Source organism: Actinoplanes palleronii (genome assembly GCF_016862315.1).
GTDB lineage: Bacteria > Actinomycetota > Actinomycetes > Mycobacteriales > Micromonosporaceae > Actinoplanes > Actinoplanes palleronii.
On sequence record NZ_BOMS01000121.1, the window covers coordinates 1 to 15577 of the forward strand.

A 15577-nucleotide genomic window follows, 5' to 3' on the forward strand; every position below is an offset into this window, starting at 1 on the left:
CGGCCCGGGCGGTCTCGGTGGTCTCGGTGGCGCTGTCGGTCCGGGCGGTGCCGGTCGTCCCGGTGGCGCTGTCGGCTCGGGTGTCGGTGGGGCCGAGCGGATCAGGCACGGGTCACCTGGACCAGCGGCAGCGTGAAAGCGCCGGACTGGATCCCCGCGACGTCCAGCGTGACGAACCGGAAACCGGCCGCCAGCACCGCCGCGTGCACCGCCTCACGGATCGGCGTGCTGACCGCCCGGACCAGGTCCTCGGCGGGCAGCTCGATGCGGGCGATCTCGCCGTGATGACGTACCCGGAAATCGGCGAAGCCCAACTGCCGCAACGCACCCTCGGCCTGTTCAATTTGCGCCAGCTTCGCTGGCGTCACCTCGCTGTAGTGCGGAATCCTCGATGCCAGGCAGGGCGCCGCGGGTTTGTCGGCACACGGCAGTCCGCAGGCTCGGGCCAGCCTTCGTACGTCGGTCTTGCGCAACCCGAGCCCCGCCAGCGGCCGCAGCACCCGATGCGCGGCCGCCGCACGCGAACCGGGCCGATCCGGCCGCAGCGCGTCGTCGGCGTTCTCGCCATACGCCACCGCGTCCACCCGGTACTCCGCGAGCACCTCGTCCCCGATCCGCGTGAAAAGCTCGTCCTTGCAGTGGAAACACCGGTCCGGCCCGTTGCGCCGATAGTCCGCGCGCTCGCCTTCCCTGGTGACCACCTCGACCACCGGCACCCCGACGTGCCGGGCCACCTCGTGCGCGGTGGCCCGCTCGTGCTCCGGCAGGCTCGGCGACACCCCGAGGATCGCGAGTACCCGGTCCCGCCCCAGCACCCGCGCCGACAGCGCCAGCAGCAGCGACGAGTCAACCCCACCGGAAAACGCCACCGCCAGCCGATCGATCCCGGTCAGCATCCCCTCGAGTCGAGCCACCACATCATCGACCTCAGAGCCGCCCATAGCGCTCTCCTCCCGTCGGCGGCCCTCAGCTCACCCCACCCCACCCGGCTTGGCAAGCACCCACCCCAGCCCCGCCGTGACCCGAACCCACCGCCCAGCTCCGGACCGCGGCGCGACTCCCGGCCCCGGCTGGCGCTCAGGGGTGCCTCAGGGCTGTTGAGACACCCCCCCCAGCAACCAGCCGACGACCCCGCGCCGCGCCGCGAACCGGGTGCCCCACTCAGCTCGGCGCCGCGGACCGTGTGCACCGCTCAACTCCGGACCGCGGCGCGACTCGCGGCCCCGGCTGGTGCTCAGGGGTGCCTCAACAGCCGGGAGGCACCCCCAGCAACCAGCCGACGACCCCGCGCCGCGCCGCGAACCGGGTGCACCGCTCAACTCGCGGATTGCGGCCCGGCTTCCGGTCTGCGGCTGGCGCTCAGGGGTGTCTCGAGGCCCCGGAGGGACCCCTGGCAGCCAGCCGGCGGGACCGCAACGCGGACTGCGGCCAGCCCCGACCGCAACGCGGACTGCGGCCAGCCCCGACCGCAACGCGGACTCCGGTAGCCCCGACCGCACGGGACTGCGGTCAGCCCCGGGCGCGCCTCCGCCACACGAATGCGGCCGCGCCCAGGATCAGGCCCGTCCCGGCCAGCAGGACCAGCAGGATCGGGGCCAGCGCGGGCTTGTCCTCCTCCGCCGACTCCGCGACCGGCGCGGCGGCCGGAACCGACGCCCCCGCGGGAGCCGGTGTGCCCGCCGACTGCTCCGCAGGAACCGGAGCGCCCGGGGACGGATCCGCGGAAGGCGGCGACGCCGCGCCCGCCGCCGGGAGCGGATACCGCATCAGTTCCGGCTTCGACCCCTCCGAAACGGTCAGCAGCGCCGTCCCGTCCACCGTGTACGCCACCGCTTCCCCCTGCGGCTCGTCCGGCAACGGGATCTGCCGCGGCGTCCCCGTGGTGATCGCCTTCAGGACGTCCCCGCCGGGCACGTCATACTCGAAAGCGTCCGCATAGGTCCGCAGCACCACCCGCGTCCCGTCCGCGCTGCTGGCCGCCCCGGTGATCACCAAGCGGCCGGGGAACGAGTACGGGTTGCTCGTCGTGGTGATCGGCACCGACACGTCCCCGGCCCGCTTCAGCGGCGTGGTCCCCTTGGCCCGCAGCGCACCGTCCGGAACGTACGCCCCCGCGGCCCCGGCCGTCTTCGTCACCACGATCGGCGTCCCGTCCGCCGTGATCAGCAGCGCTTCCGCGTTGTGCGGCCCGTCCGGGTACGACAGCCGGTGCAGGCTCGGCTCCGACGCGCCGGGCGCCAGCTTCCACAGCGCGATGGTGTCCCGGCTCTCGCCGTTGTCCCCGATGTCGCCGACCCAGAGCGTCCCGTCCCGCCCGAGCTGCATGTCCTCGGTGTCCCGGGGCCGCGACGGGAACGACACGGTCCGCTCCACCGAGCAGTCCTTGCCCAGGTAGAAGATCTTCCGGTGCGACGCCTTGTCCGCCCCGTCGTTCACCACCACATACCCGTCAGCGGTCGTGACCAGCCCGGACAGCTCGTCCGTCCGCTTGTCGTCGATCTTGCAGACGGGGCCGGCCGCCACCGCGGCGGCGAGCAGGGGAGCGAGGAGCATGGCCCCATTCGACCATGCTCCCGCTACCGCGTGCCGCCGCCGTCAGGTCCGCGCCTCGAGGGCGGCCAGCAGGCTGTCCAACTGGCCGCGGCTCCGCGCGGTCGTCAGGTGGTCGAAGTAGTCGCGGGACTCCACGATCGTCCCGTCCCGCACCCGCAGCACGAAGATCGCCGGCTGGACGAACGCCACCCCGGTCCCGGTGTCGACTCCCCGGTAATCGAACTCCGCGACGATGACCTCCGGGTCGGTCGTCTCGTGAATCCGGATTCGCTCCGCGGTTCGCTGCAGGCGCCGGCTCTCGTCCGTCGGCGTGAAGTGTTCCCGCAGCTCATCCCGGCTCTCGATGGCGGGCGGCCGCAACGGATGGAACGGGTGCACCACGTGGGTCCGCTCCGCATACAGGTCCGCCAGCTCCGGCCCGCGTCCCTCCGCGACGCCGGTCACCAGCGCGAGAAAAACCTCCCGCGGCGTCACGCCACGCTGAATTCGTTGCCGTCGGGATCGGTCATCAGAAGCCGCCCGGCCTGACTCGGATCCGGGCCGGCGATCGTCGCGCCCAGCCCGACCAGCCGATCAATCTCGGTCTGCCGATCCTCACCCTCGGCCGCGACGAGGTCGAGGCGCAGCCGGTCCCGGCCGTTCCTCGGCGCGTACGGCGGCCCACCCCAGGAGATCTTCGGACCGCCCTGCGGCGACTGGATCGCGGTCTCCTCGTCCTGGTCCCAGACCAGCGGCCAGCCCAGCGCGGCACTCCAGAAATGCCCGACCTCCGGCGTCCCGTCGCAGGACAGCGTCCCGATGACACCGCAGCCGGCGGTGAAGTTGTTCCCCGGCTCGATCACGCAGAACTCGTTGCCATCCGGGTCGGCGAGCACGATGTGCCCCTCTTCCGGCAGCTGCCCGACGTCGATGTGCCGCCCGCCGAGCTGCACCGCCCGGTCCGCCGTCGCCTGCTGATCCTCCAGCGACGTGCTGGTCAGATCGAAGTGCAACCGATTCTGTACGACCTTCGGCGCCCGGCTCTCGGCGAACCTGATCCGGAACCCCCGATCCGCCGCGGCGGGCAGAACCGCACCGTCGATCACCTCCCGCCCGAGCACCCCGGCCCAGAACGTCGCGAGTTTCCCAGGATCACCGGCATCGATACAGATCGCAAAAAGCTTCACCCCGCGCACCCTAGGCCGATCGCCCACTCCCCGCAGCCGAAATTCCTCCGCCTCCACGAAGCCCTATGCGGTGACCAGCAGCGACCTACCACGCATCCGATCACTTCTCGACGCAACCATGTCCCCGGGGCCATACCTTCGAGGGAATTGCCGGGTGTCGCCGCCGCCGGTGACCATCATCGCCGTGGACATCGGTGTACTTCTTCCGACCGGCAAGGCCCAGTGGGGCGCCGACGACGACCCGCGTGACCTGATCGCCTTCGGCCGCGAGGCCGAAAGCCTCGGCTTCTCCTCGCTCTTCGTCAACGACTCCCTGATCAGCCCCCGCATCGAAGCCCTGACCATGCTGGCCGCGCTGGCTGCGACCACCACGACCGCGACGCTGGGCACCGGCGCACTGCTCCCGTTCCTCCGCCGCCCGTTGCAGGCGGCACAGTCGCTCGCCTCGATCGACCTGCTCTCCGGCGGCCGGTTGACCGTGGCAGTCGGCGCCGGGTTCCCCGGCCGTTTCGGCCGCCCGTTCTACACCCTGTCCGACGTCCCATGGCCGAACCGCTTCGCCCGCCTGGACGAAACCATCACCCTGTGGCGCGCCCTGTGGTCCGGCGCCACCACCTTCCACGGCGAGTTCTTCCAGTACGACCACATCCCACCGGCGACCCGCCCGTTCCACGACGGCGGCCCACCCATCTGGCTCGGCGGCGCCACCCCCACCGCGCTGACCCGCACCGGCCGCCTGTACGACGGATGGCTCCCCTACCCACCCGACCCAGCCGACTACGCCTCCGGCCTACTCCAGATCCACCAGGCCGCAACCGACTCCGGCCGCCCCGCCAACGCCATCACCCCTGCCCTTTTCGTCACCCTGCACATCGACGAAGACGAAAACCGCAGCCTCAAGGCAATGGAAACCTACGCAACCGCCACCTACGGCCTCAGCCTCAACGAACTGAAAACCACCCAGGCCGTCATCACCGGCTCCCCGGACCGAGTCCGCACAGCCATCAACCGCTACATCAACGCCGGCACCCGCCACATCATCGTCCGCCTCGCAGCCCTAGACCTACATTCCCAGCACCACCAATTGCAACGACTAGCAGCCCTCATTCCCAAGTGGAAAAACGCTGCCGAAACACCACAGCGACCGCTATCGCAGCAATAGGCGAAAGCACGGCCCACCCAATCCACCGCCCAAAGGCCAGCGGCGGGGAAGCGGCGCCCGGCAAGGAAATCTGCGGCCGAGCACCCCGCCCGCCCGAACCGTCCCCTCGCGAAACCCCAGCTGGTCCTCACGGCCGTCTCGACCGCCCGGAGACAGCCCCCAGCACCAGCCGACGAACCCGAAAGGCGCGCCAAGGACCGAAACCAAGGGGCGGCCTCGCGCCGCCTCACGGGCGGGACGCGGCTCGTAGCCTACGGACGCGCGCTCCCCATTCGTACCAAATAGGGTTTAGAGGGGTTTAGTGCACAGCACGTCAGGCATCGGCAGGTAGCCGAGGGACTGCCAGAAGGCCAGGCCGGCCGCGTTGTCCGGCATGACCAGCAGGTTGATCCGTGGACAGTCCAGCGCGCGGAGGCGCGACTCCAGCTCGCGCACGAGGGCGCCGGCGATGCCCTGGCGGCGGTGCGCGGGGTCGACCGCGAGGCGCAGGATCCACCCGCGCCGGCCGTCGAACGTGCCCATCACCACACCCGTGACCCGATCGCCGGCGAGCGAGACCAGGAACAATTCCGGGTCGCGGGTCAGTTTTCGGACGAGTTCCGCCCGCGGGACCACCTCGCGCGCGGCCGCCGCCCACACCTCGGCGACCGCGTCGTAGTCCGGCCAGCGGAACGAACGGATCTTCACTTCTTCAGGGCCGTGGCGAGCAGCTGGACCAGGTGCACTCCGGTCACGTCGGCGAGATCGTCGGCCTGGGTGCGGCAGGAGAAGCCGTCGGCGAGGAAGATGTCGCCGTCCTCGGCCTTGTCCAATGCGGGCAGCAACTGCTGCTCGGCGACCTTCACCGACACCTCGTAATGTCCGCGTTCGACCCCGAAGTTCCCGGCCAGCCCGCAGCAGCCGCCGAGGCGTTTCACCGTGGCGCCGGCGTTCTTCAGCAGCTTGGCGTCGGCTTCCCAGCCCATCACCGCGTGGTGGTGACAGTGCGGCTGGGCGATCACCCGCACGCCCTCGAGCGACGGCGGCGTCCAGTCCGGGGTGGCGGCGAGCAGCTCAGCCACGGTCTTGGTGGCCGCCGCGACCTCCCGGGCCGCCTCGTTGTCCACCAACTCGACCGCGTCACTGCGGAGCACCCCGGTGCACGACGGTTCCAGGCCGACGATCGGGATGCCCTTCTTGACCGCTTGGTGCAGCTCGTGCACGGTGGCGCCGAGGATCCGCCGGGCGGCGTCCAGCTGCCCGGTGGAGATCCAGGTCAGCCCGCAGCACGCCTTACGGCTGGTCACCTGCGGCGCGTAGCCGGCGTCGGTCAGCAGCTCGACCGCGGCCTGCGCGATCTCCGGCGCGAAATGGTCCGTGAAACTGTCCACGAACAGGATCACCGGTTTACCGGTTCTGATCGGCGTGAACGACGATCGGAAAGTGCGGTCAGCGAACGTCGGGATCGACCGCCGCGAGTCCACCCCGGCGGCGAACAGGGCCAGCCCGCGGATCCCCGGCAGGCTGGTCATCAGGTTCGCGAAGCGCGGCATCTTCGACGCCAGCCGGGACCAGCGCGGCAGCCACCCGAGCGAGTAGTGCGAACGCGGCCGGGTCCGCCCCTTGTAGCTCTGGTGCAGAACCTCGGACTTGTAGGCCGCCATGTCGATACCGGTCGGACAGTCCGACGCGCACCCCTTGCAGGACAAACAAAGATCAAGAGCATCGTGTACGGCATCCGAGCGCCAATCCGGAGCCAGATCCCCGTCCAGCATCTCCTGCAGCACCCGAGCACGCCCCCGGGTGGAGTCCTTCTCGTCCTTGGTGGCCAGGAACGACGGGCACATCACCCCGCCGAGCACCGTCGTGTCCACCCGGCACTTCCCGACACCGGTGCACCGGTGCACGGCCTGGTTGAAGTCCCCGCCGTCGTGGTGATAGGCGAGCGCCAGCGGCACCGTCACCTTCCGGGCCTGCGACACCCGGATGTTCGCGTCCACCGGATCCGGGTCGACCAGGTTGCCCGGGTTGAGCAGGTTGGACGGGTCGAACGTGTGCTTGATCTGCCGGAACAGGTTCATCGCGTCCGGCGAGTACATCCGGCTCAGCAGCTCGGACCGGGCCCGCCCGTCGCCGTGCTCCCCGGAGAGCGACCCGCCGTAGCTGACCACCAGATCGGCTGCGTCCTCGAGGAACGCCCGGAACTTGCCCGGCCCGCCCGGCTTGTCGAGGGGGAAGTCCAGGCGCACGTGCACACACCCGTCGCCGAGGTGCCCGTACGGCATCGCGCTCAATCCGTGCCGCTCGGTCAGCTTGTCGAAGTCCCGCAGGTACGCCCCGATCCGCGCGGGCGGCACCGCGGCGTCCTCCCACCCGGCGTGCGCGGGCAGCCCGGACGGCGCGCGCCCGGCCAGCCCGGCCCCGTCCTCGCGGATCTTCCACAGCGGAGCGGCCTTGGCCGGGTCCTCGACGACGAGCGAGTCGAGCGCCTGACCGGCAGCGATCAGCCGTTCCACCCGGTCACGGACCTCGTCCGGGTCCTCACCGGCGATCTCGATCATCAGCCAGGCGGTGCCGCCGGGCAGCGGCGGGACGGCGTCCGGCCCGCGCCGGCTGCGCACCACGTCACAGATCCGGTGGTCGAGGCCCTCGCACGCGGTCGGCGTGAACTCCAGGATGGCCGGGATGACGTCGCCGGCCGTACCGAAATCGGGGTATCCGAGCACGACCAGGGTGCGGTACGTGGGGTCGGCGACCAGCTTCACCGTCGCCTCGGTGATCACCGCGAGGGTGCCCTCGCTGCCGACCAGGAACTCGGTCAGGTTGAAGCCGTTCTCCGGCAGCAGGTGCTCGACGGCATAGCCGGAGACCTGCCGGCCGAACGTGGCGAACTCGGTGCGCCCGGTGGCCAGGTTCGCGCCGATCACGGTGCGCAGCTCGTCGACGATCTTCTCGGCGCCGGTGCTTCCGGCGCCGGTGATCAACTGCTCGCCGTCGATGGTGAACGCGGTCAGCCCGGCGACGTTGTCCGAGGTCCGCCCGTACCCGAGGGTCCGTGACCCGCAGGAGTTGTTGCCGATCATCCCGCCGATCGTGCAGCGGGTGTGCGTCGACGGGTCCGGGCCGAACCGCAGCCCGTGCGGTTTCGCCGCGGCCTGCAGCACCGACTGCACCGTGCCGGCCTGCACCCGCGCGGTCCGGGTCGCCGGGTCCACCTCGAGCACCTTGTTCATGTGCCGGCTGAAGTCCAGGATCACGCCGGGGCCGATCGCGTTGCCGGCCACCGACGTGCCCGCGCCCCGCGCGGTGATCGGGATCCCGAGCTCCCGGCAGACCCGCAGCGTCGCCGCCACGTCGTCGTCTTGCCGCGGCCGCACGATCGCCTGCGGCACCACCCGGTAGAGGGACGCGTCGCTCGAATACGCCGATCGGTGTGCCGCATCGGTCAGCACGTCGGGAATGCCGGCGCTGGCCAGGGCGGAGACGAGGGAGGTGGAGATCGCAGCGGTTGTCACGTTTGTCCAGGGCAATCTGTCGGCGGGCAGTGCCAGCACCCTACCGACATGCCCGACGTGGGCGACGGCGCCTTCCCGCAGCGCGGGACGCGCTCAGATGGCCTTCCCCGGGTTGAGGATGCCGAGCGGATCGAAGACCGCCTTGATCTGTCGCTGCAGGTCGTGGGCGAGCGGGCCGATCTCCTTGGCCAGCCAGGCCCGCTTCAGCACGCCCACCCCGTGCTCGCCGGTGACCGTCCCGCCGAGCTCCAGCGCCAGCGCGAAGATCTCATCGGCCGCGCGGGTCGCGGCGTCCGGGATCGGCTCGCCGTACCCGCCGGCCACGATGATCGGGTGCAGGTTGCCGTCGCCGGCGTGCGCGAGCGTGCAGATCGGCACGTCGTGGCGCGCGGCGATCACCCCGATCCGGCGGACCGCCTCGGCGAGCCGGGAGCGCGGCACCGCGATGTCCTCGATCAGCGGCCGGCCGAGCTTCTCGATCGACGGCAGGGCCTGGCGCCGGGCCTTGAGCAACTCGGCCGGGTCGCCGGCCGATTGCACCAGCGTGGCGCCCTTGGCGAGGACCTCGGCGGCGTGCGCGGCCTCGTCCGGCCCGCCGTCGGTCTGCACGATCAGCAGCGCCGAACCGGTGGCCCGGAGTCCGGGATCGATCGCGTCCAGGGTGGCCTGGTCGAGCAGTTCGGCGAGCACCGGCTGGATCCGGGCCTCGGCGAGCGCGACCGACGCGGCGGCGGCCGTCTCGATGTCCGGGTAGTAGGCCGCGATCGTGGCGGTCGGTTCGGGCAGTGGCCGCAGCCGCAGAGTCGCGCCGACGATCACGCCGAGGGTGCCTTCCGAACCGACGAACAGGCCGGTCAGGTCGTACCCGGCGACGCCCTTGAGGGTGGCCCGGCCGGTGCTGATCCGTTCCCCGCCGGCCAGCACCACGTCCAGGCCGAGCACCGCGTCGCGGGTCACGCCGTACTTGGCGCAGCGCAGCCCGCCCGCGTTGGTGGCGATGTTGCCGCCGATCGTGGACAGTTCCAGGCTGGCCGGGTCGGGTGCGTACCGCAGCCCGTGCGCGGCCGCGGCCCGGTCCAGGTCCGCGGTGATCACGCCGGGTTCGACCACGGCGACACCGTCGGCCGGCCGTACGTCCAGGATCCGGTTCAACCCGGAAAGATCAAGAACCAGGACCCCTTCGCCCGCGGCAGTCGCTCCGGTCAAGGCCGTCCCGGCGCCACGAGCAACAACTTTGGTACGGGTCTCCTGCGCACCCTTGAGTACCGCCTGCACGTCAGCGACCGTACGCGGGAAGACCACGGCGGCAGGGGAGCCGTCGGGTTCCCACCCGGAGCGGTCCAGCCGCTTCTCGGCGAGCACCTGCGGATCAGTGCTCCACCGGACACCGGCCTGGGCGAGCCACCCGACGCTCACGGCTGTCCACCGGTGGCCAGCGGGCGGCTCGGATCCGACGACCACGCCGACCACGAGCCGGGGTAGAGGGCGGCGTCGATCCCGGCCACCGCGAGCGCGGCGATCTGGTGCGCGGCGGTCACGCCCGAGCCGCAGTACACGCCGACCGGCCCGCGCACGCCGGCGAACCGTTCGCGCAGCTCCCCGCTGCTCTTGAAGTACGGCACCCCGGCCCGCAGGTTCTCGCCGGTCGGCTTGCTGACCGCGCCGGGGATGTGCCCGGCGCGCGGGTCGATCGGCTCGACCTCGCCCCGGTAGCGCTCACCGGCGCGGGCGTCCAGCAGCGTGCCGGTGGCCGGCAGTGCGGCCGCCTCGTCCGCGGTCAGCGTCGGCAGGTGCCCGCCGTCCAGGGTGATGTCCCCAGCCGGGCGGGTCCGGGCCTCCCCGGTCGCCTCCGCGAAACCGGCTTGCTTCCAGGCCGCGAGCCCGCCGTCGAGGATCCGTACGTCGGGGACGCCGGCCCAGCGCAGCAGCCACCAGGCCCGGGCGGCCGCGAGCCCGCCGCTGTTGTCGTAGACCACGACCGTGCTGTCCCGGCTGATGCCCCAGCGGCGGGCGGCCGACTGCAGCTTCTGCGGGGTGGGCAGCGGGTGCCGCCCGGTGCCCGGCGCGTGCGGTCCGGCCAGCTCGGTGTCCAGGTCGACGTAGACGGCGCCGGGCAGGTGCCCGGCCCGGTAGTGCTCCGCGCCGTACGGATCACCGAGCGCCCACCGGACGTCGAGCAGGACCGGCGGGGCGGGCTCGGCGGCCCGGCGATAGATCTCCTCGGCGGTGACCAGCACGGTGTCCCGCGTCGTGTCGTCGGCGGTCGTTCCATAGCGGACCGTGAGCGACTGCAAGCCGGGGGAGAGCGGCGACAGGTCGGCGGCCTGCTCCGGCTGGACCGGCCGCTTCTTCAGCGCGGGCAGCGTCGCGGCCAGGTCGGTGTCGTCGAGCGAGCCGGCCGGCGTGGTCTCGGTGATCGCCCGGTGGATGCGCGCCTGCACCGCCGCGGCGGCCGGGGCCGGTACCCCGTGCAGGCGGCCCATCAGCACGATCTCGCCGTCCAGGAAGTCGGTCTCCGGGACGGTCGAGCGGGTCAGGCTCTGCCGGGTCGAGTTGCCGACCCGTGGGTGGGTGGCGATCTCGGCGACTCCGAAGCCGGTGTGGCCGGGGACGGCCGGGACGATCCCGGCGGCCGCGTAGACGGCTTTCGCCTCGGCGCGCAGCGCGGCCACCGCGGCGTCGCGCAGCTCGCTCGGCGGGTAGAGCGCGTCCAGGGAGTTGACCAGGTTGCCGAGCAGCTTGGCGGCCTTGTGTGCGGTCACGTCCGCGACCAGGTGCACGGTGAAGCCACCCTGGCGCAGCCCGCCGGCCACCCGCTCGGCGACCGGGTCGGTGCCGGGGGCTGCCGGGTAGCGGCCCAGGAACAGCACGGCCGGGACCGGGTCGGCGTGGTTGACCACCTCACCCGGGACCACGAACGTCGCCGGGATCCAGACCACCCCGCCGATCACGTGCGCGAACGAGCGCAGCGCGGTCCGCTCGTTGTCCAGGCCGTTCTGCAGGGTGACCAGGGGCAGGTCGGTGGCCGCCACCCCGGTGCGGCCGTCGGCGCGTTTGACCGGGCGCCACGCCCAGTCGCGGACCGCCGCGGCGGTGTCCGGCGACTTGGTGGCCAGCACGAGCACGTCGTTCTCGGCGAGTTCCACCTCGTCGGGCCCGGCCGCCACGGGCAGGCGCAGCTGGTGGGCGCCGTCCGGTCGTACGTAAGTGAGGCCCTTGTCGCGCAGGGCGGTGAGCTGGGCACCTCGCGCGACCAGGAGGGTGTCGACTCCGGCGCGGTGCAGCTCGGCGGCGATCGACGCGCCCACCGCGCCCGCGCCGATGACCACATAGCGAGAGGAGTGGCCGATTTCACCGATAGGTTCAGTAGGAATTGGAGCCGAAGTCATGCAGGTCAGCATGGCTGTCGTGAGTGGCAGCTGTCCAACACTGATTTCCGATCGGAATCAAACGCGGTTGCTTATCGATCCGCTGCTAGCGTCCGCGGCATGGCTCAGATCCTGGATATCGTCGCGCTGCGCAGCCTGGTCGCGGTGGCCGACTGCGGCGGTTTTCACCGCGCCGCGGCGACCCTGCGGATCAGTCAGTCCGCGGTGAGTCAGCACGTGCGGCGGCTGGAGAAGGTGCTCGGCCGGGCCGCGGTCGAGCGGCAGGGCCGGGCCGCGGTCTTCACCACCGAGGGGCAGGCGCTGCTGGGTGAGGCCCGGCGGATCCTCACCGCGCACGACGAGGCGCTGCGCCGGCTGATCGGGCCGGGCCGGCCCAGCATCACGGTCGGCGCCACCGAGCACGCCGCCGACCTGATCCTGCCCGCCGTCACCGCGGCGCTGCCCGGCCACCAGGTGCGGTTCCGGATCGACCGGACCCGGCGCCTGGACGCGGCCGTCGACCGCGGCACCCTGGACCTGGCCGTGCACCTGGCCGAGGCGTCCTCGGTGGACGGCATCCCGGTCGGCGCGCTGTCGCTGACCTGGTACGCGGCCGCCGGCTGGCAGGCACCGCCCGGCCCGGCGGTCCCGCTGGTCGCCATCGAGGAACCGTGCGTCCTGCGCCGCCGCGCGGTGGCGGCCCTGTCCGCGAACGGCCGCGACCCGTATGTGGTGTGCGACAGCGGTTATGTCGCCGGCGTCTTCGACGCGGTCCGCGCAGGCCTCGGCGTGGCCCTGATGGCGACCGCGGCCTCGACGCCCGACGGCCTGATCGAACGCCCCGAACTGCCCGCCGTGGCCCCCGCCGCGGTCAGCCTCCGCATCCGCGCCGGCGCCGATCCGCAGCTCGCCGAGGCCGTCCAGCAAGGACTGCGCGCGGTCCTGAGCCCCGCCTGAGGCCGGTTCCCGTTCCGCGCGGGCGGTCCGGTGCTGTCCAACCGTGTCCAGGAACGGGGCCCTGTGCGTCCCCGGCCGACCAGGATTCGTCCTCTGGCATCGACTTCCCGGAGGACATCGTGACGACACCCCGACCGGCGCCGGCGGTACATCTGTGCGGGATCTGTGGCGGTGGCCCCACGGCGTACGGGACCTTCAAATCGGTGCTGGTGATCGTGATCGTCTTCATCACGGAGACCCGGTCCGGTTGGTACTGCCGCGACTGTGGGCTGGCCGTGTACCGCAAGCAGCAGAAGTTCTCCCTGATCGCGGGGTGGTGGGGGCTTCCCGCACTGGTCACGCTGATCGCCCTGATGCAGAACTCGGGCCAGATCGCCCCGTTCGCAGCACTGCCGGCGCCGAGTCATGACACGGAGCTGCCACCCCGGGCCGTCGCCCGCTTCGGCCGGCCGCTGTCACCCGGCCGTCCGGTGTCGCGGAGCCTGGCGCTCATCCCCCCGATCCTCCTGGCGGCGCTGTTCCTGATCGTCTGCTGCGGCGGCCGGTCGTTCCTTCAGGACTGACGGTCCAGCGCGGTCAGCCTGGCCCGGGCGGCGTCGACGCCCGGATGGCCGATGTCCTCGAGCAGGGCGAGCGACTGCTGCCAGGCCTCCCGTGCCGCTGCGACGTCGCCGGCCGCGAGGTGGGTCTCACCCAACCGGCCCTGGGTGTCGGCCTGACCGATCCGGTCACCCTGCTGGGCGAAGAGGGCCAGCGACTCCCGGAAGTGGGCGATGGCCGCCACGGTGTCGCCGAGCCGGTGCCGGATCGTGCCCAGGCTGTCCAGCGTCGCCGCGGCCCCGGCCAGATCGCCGAGCCCGAGTTGCAACGTCAGCGCCTGCCCGCAGCTGTCCAACGCGGCGTCGTGGTCGCCCAGCTCGGCCCGGTAGAGCCCGGCCGAGTTCAGCGCCCGGGCCTGCCCGACCGGGTCGTGTGCCTGCCGGAACAGGGCGAGGGCCCGCTGCGCGTGCGCGAGCGCCTGCGTCCATTGCCCGTCGTGCTCCCGGGTGAAGGCCATCACGTGCTGGCAGACCGCGGCGCCGGCCGGGTCGTTCGCCTGCCGGAAGAGTTCGTATCCGGTCTGCGCGTGTGCCCGGGCCGCGGTGGTTTGCCCGAGTCGCACGTGACCCACCGACAGCGATCGGTGCGAGAACGCCCGGGCGCCCGGGTCGGCCAGCCGCTCGGCCGCCCGCAGGCCGATGGTCTGTGCCGTGATCCAGTCCTGCCACCTGCCGTCGCGTTCGAGGGCGACCACGATGCCCCAGGCCAGCTGCCACGCCAGCCGGTCCAGGCCGGTGCGGACGGCGAGGTCCAGCGCGGCCAGCAGGGCCCCGTGCTCGGCGCGGAACCAGGCCATCGCGGTGGCCTCGTCGGCCGGCCGGGTCACGGTCGGGGGCGGCTGACCCGCCGGGATCCCGATCGGTTTGCGCAACGGATCGAGGACGAGCGTGCTGGCTCCCGCCGCGTGTGCCAGATGGACCAGCAGCCGCTCGGCAGCGGCCCGGCGGTCCGCTGCCGGATCGGCACCCTCCGACAGGTCGGCCGCGTACGCCCGGAGCAGGTCATGGCAGGTGAAGCGGCCCGGGCGATGCTCGTGGGTCAGCCGGGCCCGGCTCAGCTCGGCCATGATCGCGCCGGCCCGGACGACGTCGAGTCCGCCGAGCGCCGCCGCGGCCGGTGCCGTGAGGTCGGGTCCCGGGTGCAGCCCGATCAGCCGGAAGAGCCGCTGTCCATCCGCCGGTAGCAGCCGGTAGGACCAGGAGAACGCGGTCCGGACGGCACCGAGTGTCACGGTCGGGGTAGCCGCGGATCCGTCCAGTTCGTCGGCGATGTCACCGAGGCGGAACGCCGGATTGAGTGCACCGCGCGCCGCGACCACCGCCAGCGCCAACGGCAGTCGCCCGCACGCCACGACGATCCGTTCGACCGCGGCCGCCTCCCGTTCGACCCGTTCGGCGCCGAGTCGCTCCGCGAGCAGCCGCCGCGCGTCGTGCGGGCTGAGCAGGTCCACGTTCAGCGGCCGGGCGCCCTCGCTGACCACCAGCCCGGTGAGTTGCCCGCGGCTGGTCACGACGGCCAGGCATCCGGGCGGCGGGAGCAGTGGACGGACCTGGTCGGCGCCGGCCGCGTTGTCGAGGAGCACCAGCACCCGCCGGTCCCGCAGCACGGTCCGGAGGAGCCCGGCCCGGGCCTCGGGATCGGCCGGGATCCGGGGCGCGGCGATCCCCAGCGAGGAGAGCAGCGTGATCAGTGCCTGACCCGTGGTCATGGCGCCTTCGGGGTGGAAGCCGCGCAGGTTCAGGTGCAGCTGGCCATCCGGGAAGCGCGCCGCGATCCGGTGTGCCCAGTGCAGGGCCAGGGTGGTCTTGCCGACTCCGGCCATCCCGCTGATCACGATCGGGGCACCGTCGGTGGCCATGGCGTCCAGCTCGGACAGTTCGGTGTCCCGGCCGATCATCCGGTATCCGGTCGTGGGCAACTGGCGCGGCGGCGGGTCACCCCGCCGGCGCCGCTCCTCGATCTGGTCGCGCAGGGTGGCCAGGGTGCCCTGCTCGGTCGGGGTCGCGCCGAGCAGTCGCACCAGCAGGTCGAAGCGATCGGTCGGTGGCAGGACCCGGCCGGCGAAGTACTCGCCGAGGATGCCGTGCGACCAGCCGGTTCGTACCGCGAGCTCACGGTAGGTCAGCTGCCGCTCACCGGTCCGGCGGGCCTGTCGGCGGCGCAGGTCGCGCAGCACCTCGCCGAGCTCGGGCAGGCCGGCCTGCTCTGTCGGCAACGGGGGGCTCCTCCGGCGGGTCGGCGATGCGTTACCGGGGCACAGTAACGAAACGCCGCGAC

General features: G+C 72.4%; 12 protein-coding genes and 1 pseudogene. 3 read left to right on the plus strand and 10 right to left on the minus strand.

Annotated elements, in window-relative coordinates; translation table 11 throughout:
- Positions 1-101: 101 nt before the first annotated feature.
- From larE to Apa02nite_RS36340, 4 genes are all read right to left on the minus strand, one after another.
- Positions 102-941: an ATP-dependent sacrificial sulfur transferase LarE gene (larE, locus tag Apa02nite_RS36325; protein WP_203829090.1), complete on the minus strand. Its 840-nt coding sequence runs from the start codon at positions 939-941 to the stop codon at positions 102-104.
- A gap of 568 nt (positions 942-1509) precedes the next feature.
- The gene (locus Apa02nite_RS36330) at positions 1510-2553 is read right to left on the minus strand and encodes a hypothetical protein (RefSeq protein WP_203829091.1); all 1044 of its coding nucleotides are present in this window, start codon (positions 2551-2553) and stop codon (positions 1510-1512) included.
- Between the two features lie 42 nt (positions 2554-2595).
- On the minus strand, positions 2596-3027 hold the full coding sequence (locus Apa02nite_RS36335) for a nuclear transport factor 2 family protein (protein WP_203829092.1): 432 nt from the start codon (positions 3025-3027) through the stop codon (positions 2596-2598).
- Complete coding sequence (locus Apa02nite_RS36340; protein WP_239164789.1) at positions 3024-3719, minus strand: VOC family protein; 696 nt, start codon at positions 3717-3719, stop codon at positions 3024-3026. Before Apa02nite_RS36340 ends, Apa02nite_RS36335 begins: the two co-directional genes overlap by 4 nt.
- A 169-nt stretch (positions 3720-3888) precedes the next feature.
- Here Apa02nite_RS36340 and Apa02nite_RS36345 point away from each other — a divergent pair, with 169 nt between their 5' ends.
- Positions 3889-4881 carry an LLM class flavin-dependent oxidoreductase gene (locus Apa02nite_RS36345; RefSeq protein WP_203829094.1) on the plus strand — a complete coding sequence of 331 codons (993 nt, stop codon included), beginning with the start codon at positions 3889-3891 and terminating at the stop codon, positions 4879-4881.
- 288 nt (positions 4882-5169) lie between these two features.
- Here Apa02nite_RS36345 and Apa02nite_RS36350 read toward each other — a convergent pair whose 3' ends face one another.
- The 5 genes and pseudogenes from Apa02nite_RS36350 to Apa02nite_RS52465 form a co-directional block, all read right to left on the minus strand.
- A complete protein-coding gene (locus Apa02nite_RS36350; protein WP_203829095.1) occupies positions 5170-5568 on the minus strand; it encodes a GNAT family N-acetyltransferase in 399 nt (132 codons plus the stop codon).
- A complete protein-coding gene (locus tag Apa02nite_RS36355) occupies positions 5565-8375 on the minus strand; it encodes an FAD-binding and (Fe-S)-binding domain-containing protein (protein ID WP_203829096.1) in 2811 nt (936 codons plus the stop codon). Before Apa02nite_RS36355 ends, Apa02nite_RS36350 begins: the two co-directional genes overlap by 4 nt.
- A 93-nt stretch (positions 8376-8468) precedes the next feature.
- The gene (locus Apa02nite_RS36360; protein WP_203829097.1) at positions 8469-9791 is read right to left on the minus strand and encodes an FAD-binding oxidoreductase; all 1323 of its coding nucleotides are present in this window, start codon (positions 9789-9791) and stop codon (positions 8469-8471) included.
- A complete protein-coding gene (locus Apa02nite_RS52460) occupies positions 9788-10669 on the minus strand; it encodes a sulfurtransferase (RefSeq protein ID WP_373873083.1) in 882 nt (293 codons plus the stop codon). Before Apa02nite_RS52460 ends, Apa02nite_RS36360 begins: the two co-directional genes overlap by 4 nt.
- Before the next feature lie 141 nt (positions 10670-10810).
- Positions 10811-11776: pseudogene (locus tag Apa02nite_RS52465) on the minus strand (ketopantoate reductase family protein); the annotation flags it as partial.
- Between the two features lie 87 nt (positions 11777-11863).
- Here Apa02nite_RS52465 and Apa02nite_RS36370 point away from each other — a divergent pair.
- The gene (locus Apa02nite_RS36370; RefSeq protein WP_203829099.1) at positions 11864-12700 is read left to right on the plus strand and encodes a LysR family transcriptional regulator; all 837 of its coding nucleotides are present in this window, start codon (positions 11864-11866) and stop codon (positions 12698-12700) included.
- A gap of 203 nt (positions 12701-12903) precedes the next feature.
- Positions 12904-13263 carry a hypothetical protein gene (locus tag Apa02nite_RS36375; protein ID WP_203829100.1) on the plus strand — a complete coding sequence of 120 codons (360 nt, stop codon included), beginning with the start codon at positions 12904-12906 and terminating at the stop codon, positions 13261-13263.
- On the opposite strand, the gene Apa02nite_RS36380 is transcribed toward Apa02nite_RS36375, so the two are convergent.
- Positions 13254-15515, minus strand: coding sequence for an ATP-binding protein (locus Apa02nite_RS36380; protein WP_203829101.1), 2262 nt, complete (start codon positions 15513-15515; stop codon positions 13254-13256). The genes Apa02nite_RS36375 and Apa02nite_RS36380 overlap by 10 nt on opposite strands.
- Positions 15516-15577: the final 62 nt, after the last annotated feature.